The sequence below is a fragment of the Collinsella aerofaciens genome, assembly GCF_040915425.1.
In the GTDB taxonomy this organism is placed as follows: domain Bacteria; phylum Actinomycetota; class Coriobacteriia; order Coriobacteriales; family Coriobacteriaceae; genus Collinsella; species Collinsella aerofaciens_BW.
The window spans coordinates 31053-49534 of record NZ_JBCPDN010000005.1 but is presented as its reverse complement, the minus strand read 5'-3'; the positions used below and the strand labels follow the sequence as shown (position 1 = coordinate 49534).

Annotated in this window: 17 protein-coding genes; all 17 read left to right on the top strand. The window is 61.2% G+C overall.

Annotated features, from left to right (window positions below; translation table 11 throughout):
• Nucleotides 1–56: 56 nt before the first annotated feature.
• Entirely contained in the window at nucleotides 57–848 is a 792-nt protein-coding gene (locus tag AB5164_RS01560; RefSeq protein WP_368142283.1) for a helix-hairpin-helix domain-containing protein, read from the top strand.
• Nucleotides 845–3148 carry a DNA internalization-related competence protein ComEC/Rec2 gene (locus AB5164_RS01555; RefSeq protein ID WP_368142284.1) on the top strand — a complete coding sequence of 768 codons (2304 nt, stop codon included), beginning with the start codon at nucleotides 845–847 and terminating at the stop codon, nucleotides 3146–3148. The genes AB5164_RS01560 and AB5164_RS01555 overlap by 4 nt, the downstream gene beginning before the upstream one ends.
• A gap of 78 nt (nucleotides 3149–3226) precedes the next feature.
• Entirely contained in the window at nucleotides 3227–4189 is a 963-nt protein-coding gene (gene holA / locus AB5164_RS01550) for a DNA polymerase III subunit delta (RefSeq protein ID WP_368142285.1), read from the top strand.
• Nucleotides 4190–4322: 133 nt separating this feature from the next.
• Entirely contained in the window at nucleotides 4323–4589 is a 267-nt protein-coding gene (gene rpsT / locus AB5164_RS01545) for a 30S ribosomal protein S20 (RefSeq protein ID WP_022094714.1), read from the top strand.
• 96 nt (nucleotides 4590–4685) lie between these two features.
• Complete coding sequence (gene lepA, locus AB5164_RS01540) at nucleotides 4686–6497, top strand: translation elongation factor 4 (RefSeq protein WP_055250059.1); 1812 nt, start codon at nucleotides 4686–4688, stop codon at nucleotides 6495–6497.
• A 4-nt stretch (nucleotides 6498–6501) separates the two neighbouring features.
• The gene (gene dusB, locus AB5164_RS01535; protein ID WP_368142286.1) at nucleotides 6502–7545 is read left to right on the top strand and encodes a tRNA dihydrouridine synthase DusB; all 1044 of its coding nucleotides are present in this window, start codon (nucleotides 6502–6504) and stop codon (nucleotides 7543–7545) included.
• Nucleotides 7546–7547: 2 nt separating this feature from the next.
• Nucleotides 7548–8780 (top strand): radical SAM family heme chaperone HemW, encoded by a 1233-nt coding sequence (gene hemW / locus AB5164_RS01530; protein ID WP_368142287.1) that lies wholly within the window; start codon nucleotides 7548–7550, stop codon nucleotides 8778–8780.
• 58 nt (nucleotides 8781–8838) lie between these two features.
• Nucleotides 8839–9942: a DnaJ domain-containing protein gene (locus tag AB5164_RS01525; RefSeq protein ID WP_368142288.1), complete on the top strand. Its 1104-nt coding sequence runs from the start codon at nucleotides 8839–8841 to the stop codon at nucleotides 9940–9942.
• A gap of 81 nt (nucleotides 9943–10023) precedes the next feature.
• Nucleotides 10024–11172, top strand: a complete 1149-nt coding sequence (gene dnaJ, locus AB5164_RS01520) for a molecular chaperone DnaJ (protein WP_368142289.1) — start codon at nucleotides 10024–10026, stop codon at nucleotides 11170–11172.
• Nucleotides 11173–11181: 9 nt separating this feature from the next.
• The gene (locus AB5164_RS01515; RefSeq protein ID WP_368142290.1) at nucleotides 11182–12474 is read left to right on the top strand and encodes a MiaB/RimO family radical SAM methylthiotransferase; all 1293 of its coding nucleotides are present in this window, start codon (nucleotides 11182–11184) and stop codon (nucleotides 12472–12474) included.
• Entirely contained in the window at nucleotides 12455–13441 is a 987-nt protein-coding gene (locus AB5164_RS01510; RefSeq protein ID WP_368142291.1) for a PhoH family protein, read from the top strand. The genes AB5164_RS01515 and AB5164_RS01510 overlap by 20 nt, the downstream gene beginning before the upstream one ends.
• On the top strand, nucleotides 13438–13947 hold the full coding sequence (gene ybeY / locus AB5164_RS01505) for an rRNA maturation RNase YbeY (RefSeq protein WP_368142292.1): 510 nt from the start codon (nucleotides 13438–13440) through the stop codon (nucleotides 13945–13947). Before AB5164_RS01510 ends, ybeY begins: the two co-directional genes overlap by 4 nt.
• A 9-nt stretch (nucleotides 13948–13956) precedes the next feature.
• Nucleotides 13957–14334 (top strand): diacylglycerol kinase family protein, encoded by a 378-nt coding sequence (locus AB5164_RS01500; protein ID WP_368142293.1) that lies wholly within the window; start codon nucleotides 13957–13959, stop codon nucleotides 14332–14334.
• Between the two features lie 12 nt (nucleotides 14335–14346).
• Entirely contained in the window at nucleotides 14347–15417 is a 1071-nt protein-coding gene (gene era, locus AB5164_RS01495; protein ID WP_368142294.1) for a GTPase Era, read from the top strand.
• A 12-nt stretch (nucleotides 15418–15429) separates the two neighbouring features.
• The gene (gene recO / locus AB5164_RS01490; protein WP_368142295.1) at nucleotides 15430–16179 is read left to right on the top strand and encodes a DNA repair protein RecO; all 750 of its coding nucleotides are present in this window, start codon (nucleotides 15430–15432) and stop codon (nucleotides 16177–16179) included.
• Nucleotides 16180–16317: 138 nt separating this feature from the next.
• Nucleotides 16318–16596, top strand: a complete 279-nt coding sequence (rpsO, locus tag AB5164_RS01485) for a 30S ribosomal protein S15 (protein WP_006235963.1) — start codon at nucleotides 16318–16320, stop codon at nucleotides 16594–16596.
• A gap of 150 nt (nucleotides 16597–16746) precedes the next feature.
• A partial coding sequence (locus AB5164_RS01480; protein WP_368147745.1) for a polyribonucleotide nucleotidyltransferase occupies nucleotides 16747–18482 on the top strand: 1736 nt, incomplete at its 3' end.

Here is an 18482-nt window from a genome sequence, read left to right as displayed (position 1 = left end):
TGACGTGTGCCTGAATAAATGGACAGATTTGTGCAAGGTTTTGGTCAGCTTTTGGTTTGACCGCGAAAACCGGTTTTGAAGCATGGCTGTTGCAGGGCTCTTTTCCTGACACGATGTTGTTGGGAGGTTTTGCTATGGCGCAGCGCGAACAACACGAACGGGTCAAAAAGATGGACCGCTGGGCGGACAAGCTGCTCGGTCATAAGGCAGTGGTGATGGCGATGCTGGGCGTCATTGCGATGGCGAGCGGCTTGGCGATGGCGAACCTTGGCGGCGGTGCCGGCGGTGTGTCGTTTGAGCGCACTGATGGTACGGGCTCGTTAGTGGAGCCGGGATCCGGCGATGCTTCGAGCGGAAAGACATCCGAAGGCTCTTCGACTAAGGCTTCTGCCGCGGCAGAGGTCTATGTCGATGTCGATGGCGCCGTTGTGTCGCCCGGCGTATATCGTCTCAAGGACGGCGCGCGGGTGGCTCAGGCGATTGATGCCGCCGGCGGGCTGGCGCCCGAGGCAGACGTTACGGGGCTCAATCGGGCATCTAAGGTCACTGATGGACAAAAAATCCATGTTCCAACGGTAGGGGAGCAGCAGGCGTCCATTGCGGAAGCCGGTGTTGATGGTGGGGTTTCCGCATCATCGGGCGCGGATGGCGCAACAGGCCTAGTAAACATCAATACGGCAAGCGCAGAAGAGCTGCAGACGCTTTCGGGCATCGGCCCCTCTATGGCCCAGTCGATTATCGATGAGCGGACAAAGAACGGTGCTTTTTCTTCGGTTGACGATCTGATGCGTGTGTCGGGAATCGGCGAGAAGAAGCTTGCCAAAATCAAAGATTGCATCTGCGTATGAGTGCGACCGAGCGCGAGCACGTGATGCCTCCGCGGCCCCTGATGCCGTGGACGATGGCCCTGTGTGCCGGCATGTGCATGAGCTGCGTCTTGGTGCTCAACATGGTCGCTGATGCGCTGCTGAGGGAGCGGGCTCCGGCGGTCGGGCCGCTATGGGCCATTCCCGTTGCGGCGGCGGTATTCGTTGTGCTGGCTCAATCTTGTGCGCGGCTTGCCCCTTGGAAGCGGTGGCTGTATGCCGCGTCCGTCGGTCTCGTGGCGGGAGCGGTCGTCTCGGTGTGGTGGGCTGTGGGCACGCTGAGTGCCTCGAAGGCGCTCGATGGTCGAGCGGCAAGCAGCCTCGAGTTTGTCGTGCAGGGTGATCCATCCATAAACGACGACGTGTATTCCTATACCTGCGAGGCACGCGCGGACGGTAAGAACCTGGCAACGGTTCGCCTATCGTTTGACCGTGAGCTCAAGGTCGGGGCGCACGTGCGTGTTATCGGTCGCGTTTCGCGTTTTGAGAACGATGCGTATGGACGATCGCGCGTGCTCCGAGGCGAGGTGCGCAAGGTTCAAGCCGTTCGGATTGTGCCGGTCGATGAGGGCTCTCCGGGGCCGCTGCTTCGGCTGCGAAATGGGCTGCTTGCGTCCATCGCGGCTGCGACCGACCCGGCGCGTGCGCTCATAGCCGGTGTCGTCTGCGGTCGTTCGGCCGAGCTGCGCGCCCAGCCGGCGGGCGACTGGTTTTCGGTGACGGGAACGGCGCATCTTATCGCCGTCTCGGGCAGCCATTTGGCTATCGTGGGGTTTGTAATCGAGGGTTTATTGCAAAAGACTCGGTGCTCACGTGGTCTTCAGCGGGCGATACTGGCGATAACGCTTGTGGGCTACGCTGCCTTTACGGGCGCGTCTCCCTCGGCCGTGCGCGCGTGCTGCATGGTATTCGCGACGCTTGTCGTAAACGGCGCGGGGCGTCGCCGGCACGGCCTTTCGGCACTCTTTGTTACCATGTCCATCTTTGTTCTACTGCGGCCGACGGTGCTGTTCGAGATGGGCTTTCAGCTTTCATGTGCCAGCGTCTTAGCCATTCTGTGCTTTTGCCCCTATGCGACCTACGCTTTGGGCGAGCTGGGTGTGCCATCGGGCGTTGCCAGCATGCTTTCCGTCACGCTGTGCTCGCAACTGGCGACACTTCCCATTACCATTCCTGCCTTCGGTACGTTCTCGCTCATTGCTCCGCTGGCAAATGCGGTCATCGGTCCGGTGGTGAGCGTACTGCTTCCCGTGTCGATCGTGCTGGTTCCCTTTTCGCTCGTGGCACCGTTGCGGACTTGGGCGCTCGTTGTGCCCATGATTGCCTCCCGTTGCGCGCTGTTCTTCGAGCAGCTGTTTGCCGCCGTGCCGGGTGCATCCGTGAGCGTGCCGCCCGATAGCATGTGGATTTACCTAGTGCCGTGTTTGCTGGCGGTTCTGCTGGTCTGGTGGCCGCGTCCCCGTGCACGTCCTATGGCGGTGGGGCTTGCATGCCTGGTGCTCTTGGCTGCGATTCCGTACGCCTACTGGGATCGATTCGCTCCGCCTTCGGTGACGGTGCTCGATGTGGGCCAGGCCGATGCGATTCTTATCCGCCAGGGCGGCGCAGTAGCACTCGTCGACTGCGGGCTCGACGAGCGCGTGGTGGCGGCGTTGGTTCGCAATAACGTGCACCATATCGATGCCGTCTTTGTGACGCATTGGGATGAGGATCACTGGGGTGGTCTGCCTGCCGTGCTCGAACAGTTTTCGGTTGGAACGATTGCCGTGGCGGCGGATGCGCTGGAGGATGCTCCTGCCGGGGTATTGAACCGACCAGGCGTGGAGTATCGGCAGGTGCGCCGTGGGGATACGGTCGATATCGGCTTATTTTGCGCCCGCGTGATGTGGCCATTCGAGTCCGTTGATGGCGAGGGAAATGAGGACTCGCTTGTCCTGCTGCTCTCATATGTTCAGGAAGGCAAGGGCCTGCGCATACTCCTCACCGGCGATGCCGAGCTCGACCAAGAACGGGAATTCGTGCATGAGGTGGGGGATATCGATGTGCTTAAACTTGGGCATCACGGCTCCAAGGTTTCAGTCGATGGTGAGTTGCTGGACGTCTTGAAGCCCGAGCTTTCCCTTGCGAGCGCGGGCGAAGGGAATCGATACGGCCATCCGTCCGATGCCTGCATCGATGCCGTTAAGGAAGCGGGCGGCGTGTTCACGTGCACCATCGAACACGGCGACATTACCGTCACGCCGACTGCGAATGGCTTTGCGATGCGATGCCAGCGATCGTGACGACGTCGTTGGCGTGTGGTGGGCCCCTGGGCTAGAATGGCACGGAACGAATACGAAGGCCTGCGGGAGGGGAGCGCAATGTCCGAAACCGGTCTGCTGCCGGCATATCTGATTGTCGGTACCGACGGAGTCAAGCGCGATCACGCCGTCTCGCGTATGAAAGCGCGTCTGGAAAAGTCGGGTATGGTCGAGTTCAACCTCGACGAGCGCGACATGACCAAGGACCCCGATATCGAGTCCATTATCGGATCGCTTAACACCTTTCCGATGGGCAGCGAGTTTCGCCTGGTAATCCTTTACGGCTGCTCAAAGCTCGCCAAGGCGGTCTCGGAGCCGCTCGTTGAGTATCTGGCGAGTCCCAGCCCCACAACGGTCTGCCTCATCATCGCCGACTCGCTTGCCAAGAACACGCGCCTGTATAAGGCGATCGCCAAGATCGACAAGAAGGCCGTGATCGATTGCTCCGGCACCAAGCGCTGGGAACTACCGCGCCGCGTGCAACAGATGGCGACGCAGCACGGCAAGTCGATTTCGACGGCGGCCGCCGAGGAACTCGTCTCGCGTTCGGGTGAAAACACTCGCATGCTCGATAACGACTTGGCTAAGCTTGCCCAGATGGTCGAGGCGCCCCAGATTGAGCTTGCCGACGTTGAGCGCTGGATTGTACGTACGGCCGAGGTTCAACCCTGGGATTTTCTCAATGCGGTCTCGGCCCGTGACATGCGACGCTCGCTCGAGCTCTTCAATCTACTGCCCGCCAAGAGCTACGTGTGGACTTACACATTGCTGTGCGGCCGCATCCGCGAGCTAATCGTCGCCAAGGCGCTCGATGCGCGCGGACAGGGTCGTGAGCTGGCCGCAACGCTCAAGCTCCAGTCCTGGCAGGTCAAAAATCATCTGACCTGGGCACGCCGCTTTTCGATGGCGGAGCTCGTCGCTGCGCTCGAGGGCGCGGTCGATGTGGAGCTCGCGCTCAAGGGTTCGGCCGATTCTCAGACCGCGCTTTTGCTCTGGATTACGAACATCTTGAGAAAATCGTGATGATACCTGCCTATTTGACAAATTCGTTCTATCCCTTTGAGGGGGAGCGTGCTATAGTAGGCGCTTGCATGACCTCACCGTGTCTCAGAGGTGTCATACATTTTTTGCAAGGAACTCGAAAGGAACTCCAGAAGTGGCAAACATCAAGTCTCAGAAGAAGCGTATCCGCACCAATGAGGCAGCTCGCATGCGTAACAAGGCTGTCAAGTCCGAGCTCAAGACGCTGACCAAGCACGTCCAGTCCGCCGTCGCCGAGGGCGACGCCGAGAAGGCCCAGGCTGCCCTCAAGACCGTCACCAAGCGTCTCGACATGGCTGCCGCCAAGCATGTTATCCACAAGAACCAGGCTTCCAACCGCAAGTCCGGTCTTGCCAAGCTCGTGAACAGCATCAACGCCTAAGTTGTAAATTTCACACCACACAGATTACGCGCATAAATGGAGCCTGTTTTATGGAACAGGCTCCATTTTTTGTACCGCTCGGGTAAGATAGTCCGCATGAATACTTCAATTGACATTTCCCACATCCGCAACTTCTCAATCGTTGCGCACATCGACCATGGCAAGTCCACGATCAGCGATCGCATCCTCGAGCTCACCCATACCGTCGACGAACGCGACATGGAGTCGCAGCTGCTCGACACCATGGATATCGAGCGCGAGCGCGGCATCACGATCAAGTCCAATGCTGTTCGCGTGTCCTATGACGCCGACGATGGCGAGACGTATCAGTTCAATCTGATCGATACGCCGGGCCACGTGGACTTTACCTATGAGGTCTCGCGCTCGCTGGCAGCCTGTGAGGGCGCGGTGCTCGTTGTCGACGCCACGCAGGGCGTCGAGGCGCAGACCGTCTCCAACGCGACGCTCGCCATGAACGCCAATCTGGACATTGTGCCGGCCATCAACAAGATCGACCTGCCCTCGGCCCATCCCGACGAGGTTAAGACCGAGATCGAGGATGACCTGGCGATCCCTGCCGATGATGCCGTGTGCGTCTCGGGCAAGACCGGCGAGGGTATCCACGATCTGTTGGAGTCCATTGTCTTTTTGATCTCTCCGCCCAAGGGCGATGCGAACGCGCCGCTCAAGGCACTCATTCTGGATTCGTACTTCGACGAGTATCGTGGCGTCGTCGCCACGGTGCGTGTCTTTGACGGCTCCATCAAAAAGGGCGATACCCTGCGCATGATGCAGGCAAAGGGCGACTTTTTGGTCGATGGCGTGGGCGTCAAGCGTCCCGCCGAGACGCCTGTCGACGCGCTGACGGTCGGCGAGGTGGGCTATGTGGTCACGGGCCTGAAGGACCCCGAGGCCGTTCGCGTGGGCGATACCCTCACGTGGGCGTCGAATCCCTGCCCCGAGCCGCTTCCCGGTTACCGCGAGGCCAAGCCCATGGTCTATACGGGCCTGTTCCCCATCGACAACAAGGACTACGAGAACCTGCGCGACGCGCTCGATAAGCTGCACGTCAACGACCCGTCGTTGGTGTGGGAGCCCGAGACCTCGGTGGCGCTCGGCTTTGGCTTCCGTGTGGGCTTCCTGGGCCTGCTGCACATGGAAGTCGTCAAGGAACGCCTGGAGCGCGAGTTCAATCTGGACCTCATTGCCACGAGCCCCTCGGTTGACTATCACGTCTACAAGACCGACGGCGAAATGATCGATGTCCGTAGCCCGCAGGATCTTCCCGAGGCCACGCGCATCGAGCGTATCGAGGAACCCTACCTCAAGGCTAAGATCATCTGCCCGCCCGAGTATACCGGTGCCGTCATGCAGCTCGCTATCGAGCACCGTGGCATTACAACCGACATGATCCATCTGACGAGCAAATCGGTCGAGATGCGCTTTGATATGCCGCTCGCCGAACTCATCTTGGACTTCTTTGACCAGCTCAAGAGCCGCACCAAGGGTTACGCCTCGCTGGACTACGAGTTCAACGAGTACCGTCCCTCCGAGCTCGTTAAGCTCGATATTTTGCTTTCGGGCGACGAGGTGGACGCGCTGTCGTTTATCGTGCACAAGGATAAGGCTTATGGCCTGGCCCGCGGCCTGTGCGACAAGCTCAAGGAGATTATCCCGCGACAGCTGTTCGAGGTGCCTATCCAGGGCGCCATCGGCAACAAGATTATCGCCCGCTCCACCGTTAAGGCGCGCCGCAAGGACGTGCTGGCCAAGTGCTACGGCGGCGATATCTCGCGAAAGCGCAAGCTGCTCGAGAAGCAGAAAGAGGGCAAGAAGCGCATGAAGGCCATCGGCTCGGTCGAGGTCCCGCAGGAGGCCTTTATGGCGATTCTCAAGGTGGACGAGTAGGTTCATGGCGCTTTCTGAATACAGCAAGCGGCTGCTGGGCGCCTATGCCGAGCAGCCGTTCCTCATGGCTCCCATGGCCGGCGTGACCGACCCCGCCTACCGCATCATGTGCCGCCGTCGCGGTGCCAACCTTGCCTACAGCGAGATGGTGAGCGTTGCAGGCCTTGCCTATGCCAGCAACAAGACGTGGCGCCTGGTGTTGCCGGCCGACGAGGAGCAGCAGATTTGCGTGCAGCTCTTTGGTTCCAAGCCCGATCAGTTTGCGAGTGCCGTCGCTGCCGTCGAGGAACGTGTGGGCGATCGCCTGTCATTGATTGATATCAACATGGCCTGTCCGGCTCGCAAGGTCGTTACCAAGGGCGAGGGCTCGGCGCTTATGCGCACGCCCGACCTGGCCGAGAAGATTGTCGAGGCAGCGGTGGGCGCGGCGCATGTTCCCGTGACCGTAAAGATCCGCAAGGGCTTTTATTCCGAGGACCGCAATGCCGCGACATTTGCCCAGATGCTTGAGGGCGCAGGGGCTGCCGCGGTGGCGGTGCATGGCCGCTGCGCCACGCAGCTCTATACGGGCCAGGCCGATTGGTCGGTCGTCGATGAGGTTGCCGACGCCGTTGAGATTCCCGTGATCGGTTCGGGCGACGTGTTTACCGCCGAGGATGCCGCGGAGCATCTGCGCAACTCGGGCGCCAGCGCGGTGTTTATCGCGCGCGGCATCTACGGCAATCCGTGGGTGTTCGGCGATGCCCGAGCCCTTGCACTCGATGGCACGCCGGTTCCTTCTCGCTCCTCGGTCGAGCGCCTGGAGGCTCTGCGTGAGCACCTGACGTTGACGCACGAGCTTCTGCCGCTTATGTCGCGCGCCCGTACGTATGCAAGCTGGTATTTAAAGGGCATGCCCCATGCCGCCGCCTGGCGCGCTCAGGTGGTGCGCTGCTCCACGTACGAGGAGTTTATGGCGCTGGTCGATGATATAGAGCGCGACGTGGTGGCCTGCGAGGCCGCGCTTGCCGCCGGTGAGTCGGTGCCCGCTCATCCGCTGGAGGCTTAAGGGTGGCCGTTACCGCGCTGTATGTGCACGTGCCGTTTTGCGCTCAAAAATGCCGCTATTGCGACTTTGACTCGCAAAGCGTGGCACCGTGCGACCTGGACGCTGCGCTCGATGCCTATTTTGAGCACCTGTATGCGCGGCTCGATGCCTTTGGCAACGCTGGGGCACTCGGGCAGATCCGCACGGTCTACGTAGGCGGCGGCACGCCGTCGCTGGCGGGGGAGCGCCTGGTGAAACTTGCCCGTCGTATCTCCATGTGGTGCAAGCCCGTTGAGTTTACCTGCGAGGCTAATCCTGAGTCGTTGACTTCGCAGCTCACCGCGGCGCTTGCCGGGGTGGGCGTCACGCGCATTTCTCTGGGAGTCCAAACCCTCGACAACGCCGAGCTTGCTGCGATTGGCCGTATTCACGATGCCGACCGGGCGCTCGCTGCCATTGCGACGGTCAAGAACGCTGGGCTTGACGTGTCGTGCGATCTTATGTGCGGGCTTCCCGGACAGACTGCAGCAAGTTGGAAGAGCACGCTCGATGGCGTGCTGACGGCGGCTCCGCATCATGTGTCGGTTTACCCGCTCACGCTCGAGGAGGGGACGCCCCTCTATCGCATGGCGTGCCGCGATGAGTCGCTCGAGCCCGATGAGGATTTCCAAGCCGCATGCATGGACGTTGCGCGCGAGCGGCTGAGTTCGGCGGGCTACCATCCGTATGAGGTGGCGAGCTACGCGCTCGATGGGCATGAATGCGCCCACAACATTGCCTATTGGACCGGACAGGGCTATCTGGGTTTGGGTCGTTCTGCCGCGGGTATGCTCGATACCGAGGATTTCGATCGCTTGGCCGGGCTGTTTCCTGACGTTCCCGCTCGTGGCGATGCGCACCGCGTGCGACTGGTGCAACGTGACGATGGCGCGACAGCGTTTGAGGCCGAGTACCTGTCGCATCGCGAGGCGGCGGCCGAGGATTTGATGCTCGCCTGCCGCATGACGCGCGGCATTGGGCCCGAACTGTTGGTTCACTCGGCAAGTGTGATTACTGCAGACGAGCTGGCAGCTGCCTGCGATCGCGCGCTCGAATTGGGTCTTGCCGCTTGGGTGCCCGATCATGCTGAAGGACATGTGGGGTGTGTCACCTCAAAAGACGTTATCGCAGGTCGCGCCCGCGCCCGTTTAGCGCCGACACACCTGGGCTGGCTCGATGGAAATATGCTGTTCGAGCTGTTTTGGGGTCTAGCCTAGGCCGCTCGGGTAGAATTACCGCAATATATACGCTGCTGTGAGCAGGAGGTTGCCGCGCATGGCGACGATGAACGAAAAAGATTACTACGAGATTTTGGGCGTCTCCAAGGACGCCACCTCGCGTGATATTCAAAAGGCTTTCCAACAAAAGGCCCGCAAGCTCCATCCGGACGTCAATAAAGAGCCGGATGCTGAGGAAAAGTTTAAAGAGGTTTCCGAGGCCTACGCCGTGCTCTCGGACGAGCAGAAGCGTGCGCGTTACGACGCCATGCGGTCGGGCAATCCCTTTGCCGGTGCACCGACGGCTTCGCCCTATGGCGGTGGCTATGCCGGCAGCGCCGGTTACGGCAATCCCTTTGACGGCGGTTTCCCCTTCGGGGGCGCCTGGGGCCAGCCCCGTCGCGGCCAGGCGGCCTACAATCCCGAGAGTGGCGCCAACGTGGTCGTCGATATCAAGCTCGACGCCAAGGAGGCCAAGAGCGGTGCCCACAAGACCGTTCGCTACACCCGCTTTGACACCTGCGGACATTGTGGCGGATCGGGCTCCGTTTCGTCAGAGCATGCCCACACCTGTCCGAGCTGCGGTGGACGCGGCCATATCGATGTGGACCTGTCCTTCCTGTTTGGCGCGGGCACGTTCCAGACGGTTTGTCCTGAGTGCGGCGGTTCCGGCAAAGTGGTTGCCGACCCGTGCCCCGATTGCGGTGGCAGCGGCCGTATCCGTGTGACCTCCGAGCAGACGATTGAGTTTCCCGCCGGCACGCATGATGGCGACGAGGTGCGCATCCCCAACATGGGTCACGCCGGTACGAACGGCGCTTCGGGCGGCGACCTGGTCGGTCGCGCGCATGTTGAGGCCGAGCGCCTAGAGGGTAAGGCTCGCACCGGCTTCTACCTCATGGGTATCATCGCGCCGTTTTTGGTACTGTCGGCCATCTCGGGCGTGTTCTCCGCCTTTGCCATGATGTGCTTCATCCCGTTTGCCATGGGCTTGTTCATGGTGCTGTCGGACGGCGTGCTTCATCGCAGTCTGCTGTGGTGGAAGCGCGGTGCGATGCAGTTTGCCAATGGATTTGCCAACGGTTTTATGTTCGCGCTCGTGTCGGTTTGGTTCGCGAGCTGCTCACAGCGGGCCGTGCTTTCGCCGTACGGAATGCAATAACATCAAACCCTCTGTTTGCGCCCGGCCCAGCTTGGGTATAGGACGCACTGTGACAATAATGAAAGTTGGAAGGATTCGGTCGTGTCGGAAAATAGGGATTACTACGAGGTACTTGGCGTTGACAAGGATGCCGACGCGCGGACGATTAAGCGCGCGTTTCTAAAGAAAGCCCGTACGGTACACCCGGATGTTTCGGACGACCCCGAGGCCGAGGCCAAGTTCAAAGAGCTCAACGAGGCCTATTCCGTTCTTTCCGACGAGCAGAAGCGTTCTAACTACGACCGTTACGGCACCGCGGACGGCCCCGGTGGCTCTGGCTATGTCGACATCAACGATATCTTTGGTGGCATGGGCATGGACGACCTGTTCTCGTCGTTCTTTGGCGGTGGCGCCGGTGGTGGCGCTCGCAGCCGTCGCGAGCGCCGTCGCGGTCGCGATATGGCCATCTCCCTTTCGGTGACGCTCGAGGAGGCGGCGCTCGGCTGCAAAAAGACGATCAGCTACGACCGTCTTGCTCCTTGCGAGGACTGCAATGGTACCGGTAAGTCCGAGGGCGCGACCGAAAAGCAGTGCAGCCGCTGTCACGGCACAGGCTATGTGACGACGGTCCAGCGTTCTTTCCTGGGCCAGGTTCAGTCCTCTTCGCCCTGTCCCGACTGCCACGGCGAAGGCACGGTTATCGATCATCCCTGCGAGACCTGTGATGGCCAGGGCCGCACGCCTTCTCACGAAAAGATTGACATCGATATTCCCGCCGGTGTTTCGACCGGTCGCCAGCTGCGCGTGAGCGGTTTTGGCGAGGCCGGCCTTCGTGGCGAGCCGTCGGGCGACCTGATCGTCAACGTGCGTGTCGCCGACCACGAGCGTTTTAAGCGTAATGGCGATGACCTGTATCTGGTGAGCGATATCTCGATTGCGCAGGCCGCGCTCGGTTGCGAGATCGAGGTTGATGGCATTATGCCTGACGAGGTCGTCAAGGTGGCGGTTCCCGCCGGCGCCCAGTACGGTGACACCGTGAGCGTCAACAATTACGGCATGCCGCGTATCGGCGGTGGCGGTTCGCGCGGTCGTCTGGTCGTGCAGCTGCGCGTGGTCGTCCCCACCAATCTCTCCAACAAGCAGCGCGAGCTGCTTCGCGCCTTTGCCGACGAGATGGGCGATGACGTCGCATCCGGTAAGAAGTCGGTGACCGACCGTATCAAGAGTGCCCTCGACGACATCCTCGATTAAGGAGCCCGTGTGCTCGCACCCCATATTTCCGTCGTCAACCTCGGTTGTCGTGTCAACCGGGTTGAGTCCGACCGTATCACTGCCGATCTTATGCGCTTGGGCTTTGCTATGGTTGAGCCCCAAGATGCTAATCTGATCGTCATTAACACCTGTGCCGTTACGGGCGAGGCCGAGGCCAAGACCCGTAAGGCCGTCCGTCATGCGCTGGCCCATCCAAACGAGCCCTATGTGCTCGTGACCGGTTGCGTGGTCAATTTGCATCCCGAGGAGCTGTTGGAGCTTTCGGATCGCGTGATCGCCGAACCGTCCAAGATTGACGTCGCCGAGCGCGTCTGCGAGGTGCTGGGTGTCGAATCTGATAGCGTGCCCGCCTGCAGCGATGGCGACGTGGTCGATGCGCTCGGTCGTTCGCGGCTGGGTGTGAAAATCCAGGATGGCTGCAACCACCGCTGCACCTATTGCATCGTATGGAAGGCCCGCGGCCCCGAGCGTTCCGTGCCTGTCGAGTCTGTGCTCGAACAGGTGCGTGAAGCCCAGGAGGCCGGCGTGCCCGAGGTCGTGCTGACCGGCGTGAATCTGGGTGCCTATGACGGCAAGAGCGCGACCGACGAACATGTCGAGATCGATGAGCTGCTCCAGGCCATCATGGAGCGCACCGAGATCGCCCACGTGCGCATCTCCTCGGTGGAGCCCATGGATATTTCCGAGCGCTTGCTCAAGGTGATGGCTCGCTATCCGAAGCGTATCGCGCCGTTTTTGCACCTGCCCGTGCAGTCTGGCTGCACGGCGACGCTGCATCGCATGGGCCGTCCCTATAGTGCCGAGGCCTTTGAGGATACGGTGCGCATGATTCGCTCTAACCTGCCACAGGCGTCTCTTTCGTGCGACGTTATCGTCGGTTTTCCTGGCGAGACGGACGAGGAGTTCGAGGAGTCGCTGGCGCTGTGCCGTCGCGTGGGCTTTTCGCGCATGCATGTGTTCCGCTATAGCAAACGCCCCGGCACCCTCGCCGCCGACATGCCCGACCAGGTACCGCCCGAGATTATGGCCGAGCGCAGCCGTCGCATGCGCGCGACGGATCAGGAGCTCGCGGTTGCCGATGCCCGCCGTCGCGTGGGCACCGTCGAGCGCGCCGTGCTTGAGTACGGTGACAATTTGACGCTCGGCTCGTTCCATCATGCCCGTCTTGATGATACCTGTGGACTCACAGCCCCGTGCCTGCTCGATGTTGCTATCATCGGAGTCGATGATTCCGGCTTGGTCCACGCACGCAGGGAGGTTCATGGAAGCCTCGAAGATTAGACTTACCGTTCCCGAGGGTATCGACCCCTCGTGCGTTTTGGGCGCCGGCGACGGCGTCCTTCGTGCACTCGAGAACTTGGTGCGCGCACACGTGGTTGCCCGCGGTGACAGCATCGCCGTGAGCGGCGATCCGGACGAGGTCGAGCTGGTCGCTCGTTTTTTCGAACACGCCTTTCGCGAGGCCGCTGTCGGGCGCACGCTTTCTGCCGATGATGTCTCGCGCTGTCTGGCCGTTCTGCGCGACGGCGAGCATGATGCCTCATCGCTGCGCGATGACGTGCTGCTATCGTATCGCGGTCGCGTCATCCGCCCCAAGACGCTCGGTCAAAAGCGCTATGTGGATGCCATCCGCTCTTCTACCATCACGTTTGGCCTCGGTCCCGCCGGTACCGGTAAAACCTATCTGGCTATGGCGCTCGCCGTCGCCGCGCTCAAGCGCCATGAGGTAGGCCGCCTGATCCTGACGCGCCCGGTTGTCGAGGCGGGGGAGAACCTGGGCTTTTTGCCCGGCACTCTTGAGGAAAAGATCGACCCGTATATGCGTCCGCTCTATGATGCCCTCTTTGACATGATGGATCGCGAACGCACCGATGAGCTTATGGAGCGTGGCGTGATCGAGATCGCCCCGCTTGCCTACATGCGCGGTCGAACGCTGAGTGATGCCTTTGTGGTGCTCGATGAGGCACAAAACACGACGCCCGAGCAGATGAAGATGTTCCTGACGCGCCTTGGTTTTAATTCCAAGTTCGTGATTACTGGCGACCTGAGCCAGCGTGACCTGGTGGGTCGTCGCGGCGGTCTTGCCGACGTTGAGAAGATTTTGGGCCGTGTCGACGATGTGGCGTTTTCTCACCTGGAGCGCGCCGACGTGGTGCGCCATGCCTTGGTGGGGCGCATCGTCGAGGCCTACGATGCTTATGATGACGTGCGTGAGCAGCGCTCGCGCGACCGAAAGGAGTCCCGTTGAGTGTATTGATCAGCAACGATGCCGAGCTCGATACGCTGCTTGATGCCCAGGAGGTGGAGCACATCAGCGGAGTTGTGCTTGCCGCCGAGGGTGTTGAGCGTGAGGTCGAGATTTCCCTTTCGTATGTCGATGAGGACGAGATGCACGAGCTCAACCTTGAGTGGCGTGGCATCGATCGCACGACCGACGTGCTCTCGTTTGAATGCGACTCGGCCTTTGACGAGGACATTCCCGCCGACGAGACGCTCGAGCTCGGCGATATTATCCTGGCCCCGCAGGTTATTGCCCGCCAGGCCCCCGGTTTTGGTAACAGTCCCGCCGACGAGTGCCGGCTGATGCTCGTGCACGGAATGCTGCACCTGCTGGGGTATGACCACATCGAGGACGATGAAGCTGAGGTCATGGAGGCACGCGAGGATGCCATCCTGCGCGACCTGGCGCTTGAGCGCGGCGAGGACCCCAAGCTGGTCCATGTCGGCCCCATAACCAATCATGCCCACGACTAGGAGCCGTCTATGATTCCCGGATCGAACAAGGAACATCCGTCCTTTTTAAAGTCGTTCTCATACGCTATGGAGGGCTTCGTCACCGCCGTCAAGACCGAGCGCAATATCAAGGTCATGCTCGTGGCGGGCGTGTGCACCGTTATTGCCGGCTGCATCGTGGGGCTCGATATTGCCGAGTGGGCTACGGTCATCATCTGCTGCGGCCTGGTGATTCACGGCGAGCTGTGCAATACCGCCATGGAGGCGATTGTCGACCTGGCGACCCAGGAGCTGCATCCGCTGGCCAAGCGCGCGAAGGATATTGCTGCTGCCTCTGTATACGTTCTTTCCATTACCGCCGCGATCGTGGGCCTGCTTGTCTTTGCCCACGCGCTCGACTTTATTTAGAAAGGGATTCCCATGTCCGACAATATGCAGCCTACCGATGAAGTTTTGCATGACGAGGTCCTGGACGAGGCTGAAGGTGCCGATTCGTTTGACGAGGTCGAGGAGTTCGACCCGTTTGAGGGTATGAGCGACGAGGAGCTCGATGCCCTGTGCGTCGAGGGCGAGAGCCTCGCGGGCTTTGGCGACGTAGAACCCGGTTTCCGCAGCGGCTTTGTGGCCCTGGTCGGTCGCCCCAACGCCGGCAAGTCCACGCTGCTCAACGCCTGCTACGGCAAGAAGGTCGCCATCACTTCTCCGGTGGCCCAGACGACCCGCCGCCGTATGCGTGCCGTGGTCAACCGCCCCGGTTACCAGCTGGTCTTCGTTGATACGCCGGGTATCCACAAGCCCAAGGACGGCCTGGGCTCTGAGCTTAATAAGAGCGCCCTGTTTGAGCTCAATGACGTAGACGTCGTCGCGTTTCTGATCGATGCTACCAAACCCATTGGCAGGGGAGACGCCTGGGTTGCCGAGCGCGTCAAGAACGCTCGTTCCAAGAAGGTCCTGGTGCTCACCAAGGCCGATGAGGCCGACCCCGCACAGGTCATGGAGCAGCTTAAGGCAGCTCACGAGCTCATGGAATATGATGACGAGATCGTGACGTCGTCGGTCAAGAACTTCAACGTCGATGCGTTTATCGAGACCGTCGCTCACTTCTTGCCCGAAGGCCCGCGCTGGTTCCCCGAGGACATGGGCACCGACGCGTCCGACGAGACCCTCGTGGCCGAGTTTGTGCGCGAGAAGGTCCTGCGTCGCACCCGCGACGAGATCCCTCACTCCGTGGGCGTTATCTGTGACGCGCTCGAGCAGACTAAGAAGGTCCTGCGCGTGCACGCCACGATTTACGTCGAGCGCGAGGGGCAGAAGGGCATCATCATCGGCAAGGGCGGCGAGATGATCAAGCATATCGGCATCGATGCCCGTCGTGACCTTGAGCGTATCTTTGGCACCCAGGTCTTTTTGGAGCTCGACGTGAAGGTCAAGGCCGGCTGGCGCGATGACGAGGCGCAGATCCGCCGCTTTGGCTATAACGCCGAAGATTAAGCCTCCGCGTTCATGGCAGGCTCTCGCACATATCGCACAAAGGTGCTCGTCCTCGACAAGACCAAGCTCAAGGAAACCGATTTGATCTTGACGATGCTCGACGAACGGGGGCGGCAGGTGCGTGCCGTGGCTAAGGGCGCACGTAAGCCTGGCGGTCGTCTTGCTGCCCGCTGCGAGCTCTTCTGTACCGTCGATATGCTGCTCGCGCATGGACGGTCGCTCGACGTGGTTTCTCAGGCCGAGCTTATGGAGGCGCCGCTCGGTGCCACTCCTGACTACGAGACGACCTGTGCCGCCAGCGCGATTGCCGAGGTTGCGCGTGTGTGCTCGTTCGAGGATGCCGAGGATCCATTTACCTTTGCTATCACGCAACGGGCGCTCACGCTTGTCGGCAGCGGGCTCGACTCGGCGCATATGGACCTGCTCGTGGCGGCCTTTGTCTTTAAATTGCTGTCGCACGTTGGTTATCGACCCGATTTCTCGGCATGCGTACTGTGCGGAGACCCCATGCTGTCGTATTTTTCGCCCCAGGCGGGTGGCCTCATGTGCGGCTCATGCGCGTCGAGCGTTCCGGGTGCCGAGTTGGTCTCAACCGGCGAGGTTGCATGGCTTCGCGCCCTCATGTCTATGACGTTCGATGAACTCATGGCCGAGCGAATCGATCCGCATACGGCTGCGTTTTTGCTGGGGCTTTCGCATGTTTGGGCCGCCACGCACACCGATCAGCGGCTCCGTGCGATGGAATTCATGTTGGGTCGGTGATGATGCGCAGGCTCGCGCCGCTTGTGGTAACATACCGACCTGTTGGTACCTCGACCTTGGATGTTCGCTCCACCGGCGGCTTCCCAGTCCGAGGCGAATAGAGTCGCCCGCGGGCGACGCGAATCGAAAGGTGAAACAATGACTGTTTCCAAAGAGCGCAAGGCGGAGCTGACCGCCCAGTTCGGTAACTCCCCGGTCGATACCGGTAACCCCAAGGTTCAGGTCGCCATCCTGTCCGAGCGCATCAAGGAGCTGACCGAGCACATGAAGTCCCACCAGAAGGACTTCCACACCCGTCGTGGCCTGCTCATGCTCGTCGGCCGTCGTCGTCGTCTTCTCTCCTACATCAAGAAGAACGACATCGTCGAGTACCGTGAGCTCATCAAGGCTCTGGGCATCCGCGACAACATCCAGTAAGGATTTGTACATGCTAAGAGCGTCCTGCGCAGCGGGGCGCTCTTTTTGTGTAAGGGCGTGAACAATCACGCTCTGAAGCGTGGCGGGGGCAGGGGGCCCGCGTCACATGAGAAGCCCGCAGGCAAGGGGCCTGTGGGGTAAAGGAGAACAATGACACTCGTATCCAAGACCTTTGAGCTGTACGGCAAGACCTACACCTTCGAGTCTGGCGAGCTTGCCAAGCAGGCCACCGGCGCTTGTCTGGTCAAGCAGGGCGACACCACGATGCTCGACACCGTGGTCGTCTCCAAGGAGCGCAAAAATTACGACTTCTTCCCGCTGACCGTCGACTTCAACGAGAAGATGTACGCTGCCGGCCGCATCCCGGGTGGCTACCTCAAGCGCGAGGGCCGTCCCAGCGAGAAGGCTACGCTCACGGCTCGTATGATCGACCGCCCGATCCGCCCGAGCTTCCCGGACGGCTTCCGCAACGAGGTGCACATCGTCGCCACCTCGCTCGTCGCCGACCAGGTTAACCCCTTCGACGTCATCAACGTCATGGGTGCCTCTTTGGCTATGACGCTCGGCGGCGTGCCCTTCGAGGGTCCGCTTGCCTGCGTGCGCATCGGCCGCAACGTTGAGACCGGCGAGTTTATCGTCAACCCCACCTATGAGGAGCGCGAGAACTCCGACCTGGACCTGGAGCTGGGCGGCTCTGCCGACTTCATCTCGATGGTCGAGGCCGGCGCCGAGGAGATCTCCGAGGACGACATGCTCGCCGCTATGAAGTTTGGTCAGGAGGCCCTCGCTGCCTTCTGCCAGGCCCAAGACGAGTTCGTCGCCGAGTGGGAGCAGGTCAACGGCGCTATCGTTAAGAAGGAGTACCCGCTCGACCAGCCCGTCGAGGAGGTCCAGGAGCGCATCTTCGCCCACTACGACGAGATGGCCGCTGCCCTGCGCGACGCCGATAAGCTTTCCCGCATCGGTAAGGTCGAGGCGCTGAAGGAGTCCATCCGCGCCGAGTTCACCGACGAGGAGCAGGCCGCCTGGGAGCGCGAGATCCCCGTGGCGCTCAAGAAGCTCGAGAAGAAGGCCATGCGCACCATGGTCGTCGAGACTGGCGAGCGCGTCGACGGCCGTGCTGCCGACGAGATCCGTCCCATCATGGTGAAGGACAACTATCTGCCGCTCGTTCATGGCTCCGGCCTGTTCCAGCGCGGCCAGACCCAGGTGCTTTCCGTCCTGTCGCTCGGCATGCTCAACGAGGGGCAGCGTCTGGATACCATCGAGCCCACCGAGGGCAAGCGCTACATGCACCACTACAACTTCCCGCCGTTCTGCACCGGCGAGACCGGCCGCATGGGCAGCCCCAAGCGCCGCGAGATTGGCCACGGCAACCTGGCCGAGCGCGCTCTGCTTCCGGTGCTCCCCGACGAGAACGAATTCCCCTACGCCATCCGCGTCGTCTCCGAGGTCATGGAGTCCAACGGCTCCTCTTCGATGGCTTCGACCTGCGGCTCCACGCTCGCCCTTATGGACGGCGGCGTGCCCATTAAGCGCCCGGTCTCCGGTATCGCCATGGGTCTGATCCAGGAGGAGGGCAAGACCGTGGTCCTGTCCGACATCCAGGGTCTCGAGGACTTCCTGGGCGACATGGACTTTAAGGTAACTGGCACCACCGAGGGCATCACTGCTCTGCAGATGGACAACAAGGCCACCGGCCTCACCTTCGACATCCTGGCCCGCGCCCTGCAGCAGGCCAAGGAGGGTCGCGCCTTCATCCTGCAGAAGATGCTCGATGTGATCCCCGAGCCGCGCCACACCACGCGCAGCACCGCTCCGCGCATCGTCTCCATCCAGGTTCCGACCGATAAGATCCGCGACGTCATCGGTTCCGGCGGTAAGGT

Coding starts and splice junctions, on each gene's coding strand:
- recO (WP_368142295.1), top strand. CDS start 15,430: ATGGCAGGCTCTCGCACATATCGCACAAAGGTGCTCGTCCTCGACAAG.
- AB5164_RS01510 (WP_368142291.1), top strand. CDS start 12,455: ATGGAAGCCTCGAAGATTAGACTTACCGTTCCCGAGGGTATCGACCCC.
- AB5164_RS01500 (WP_368142293.1), top strand. CDS start 13,957: ATGATTCCCGGATCGAACAAGGAACATCCGTCCTTTTTAAAGTCGTTC.
- era (WP_368142294.1), top strand. CDS start 14,347: ATGTCCGACAATATGCAGCCTACCGATGAAGTTTTGCATGACGAGGTC.
- holA (WP_368142285.1), top strand. CDS start 3,227: ATGTCCGAAACCGGTCTGCTGCCGGCATATCTGATTGTCGGTACCGAC.
- rpsO (WP_006235963.1), top strand. CDS start 16,318: ATGACTGTTTCCAAAGAGCGCAAGGCGGAGCTGACCGCCCAGTTCGGT.
- AB5164_RS01525 (WP_368142288.1), top strand. CDS start 8,839: ATGGCGACGATGAACGAAAAAGATTACTACGAGATTTTGGGCGTCTCC.
- AB5164_RS01555 (WP_368142284.1), top strand. CDS start 845: ATGAGTGCGACCGAGCGCGAGCACGTGATGCCTCCGCGGCCCCTGATG.
- lepA (WP_055250059.1), top strand. CDS start 4,686: ATGAATACTTCAATTGACATTTCCCACATCCGCAACTTCTCAATCGTT.
- dusB (WP_368142286.1), top strand. CDS start 6,502: ATGGCGCTTTCTGAATACAGCAAGCGGCTGCTGGGCGCCTATGCCGAG.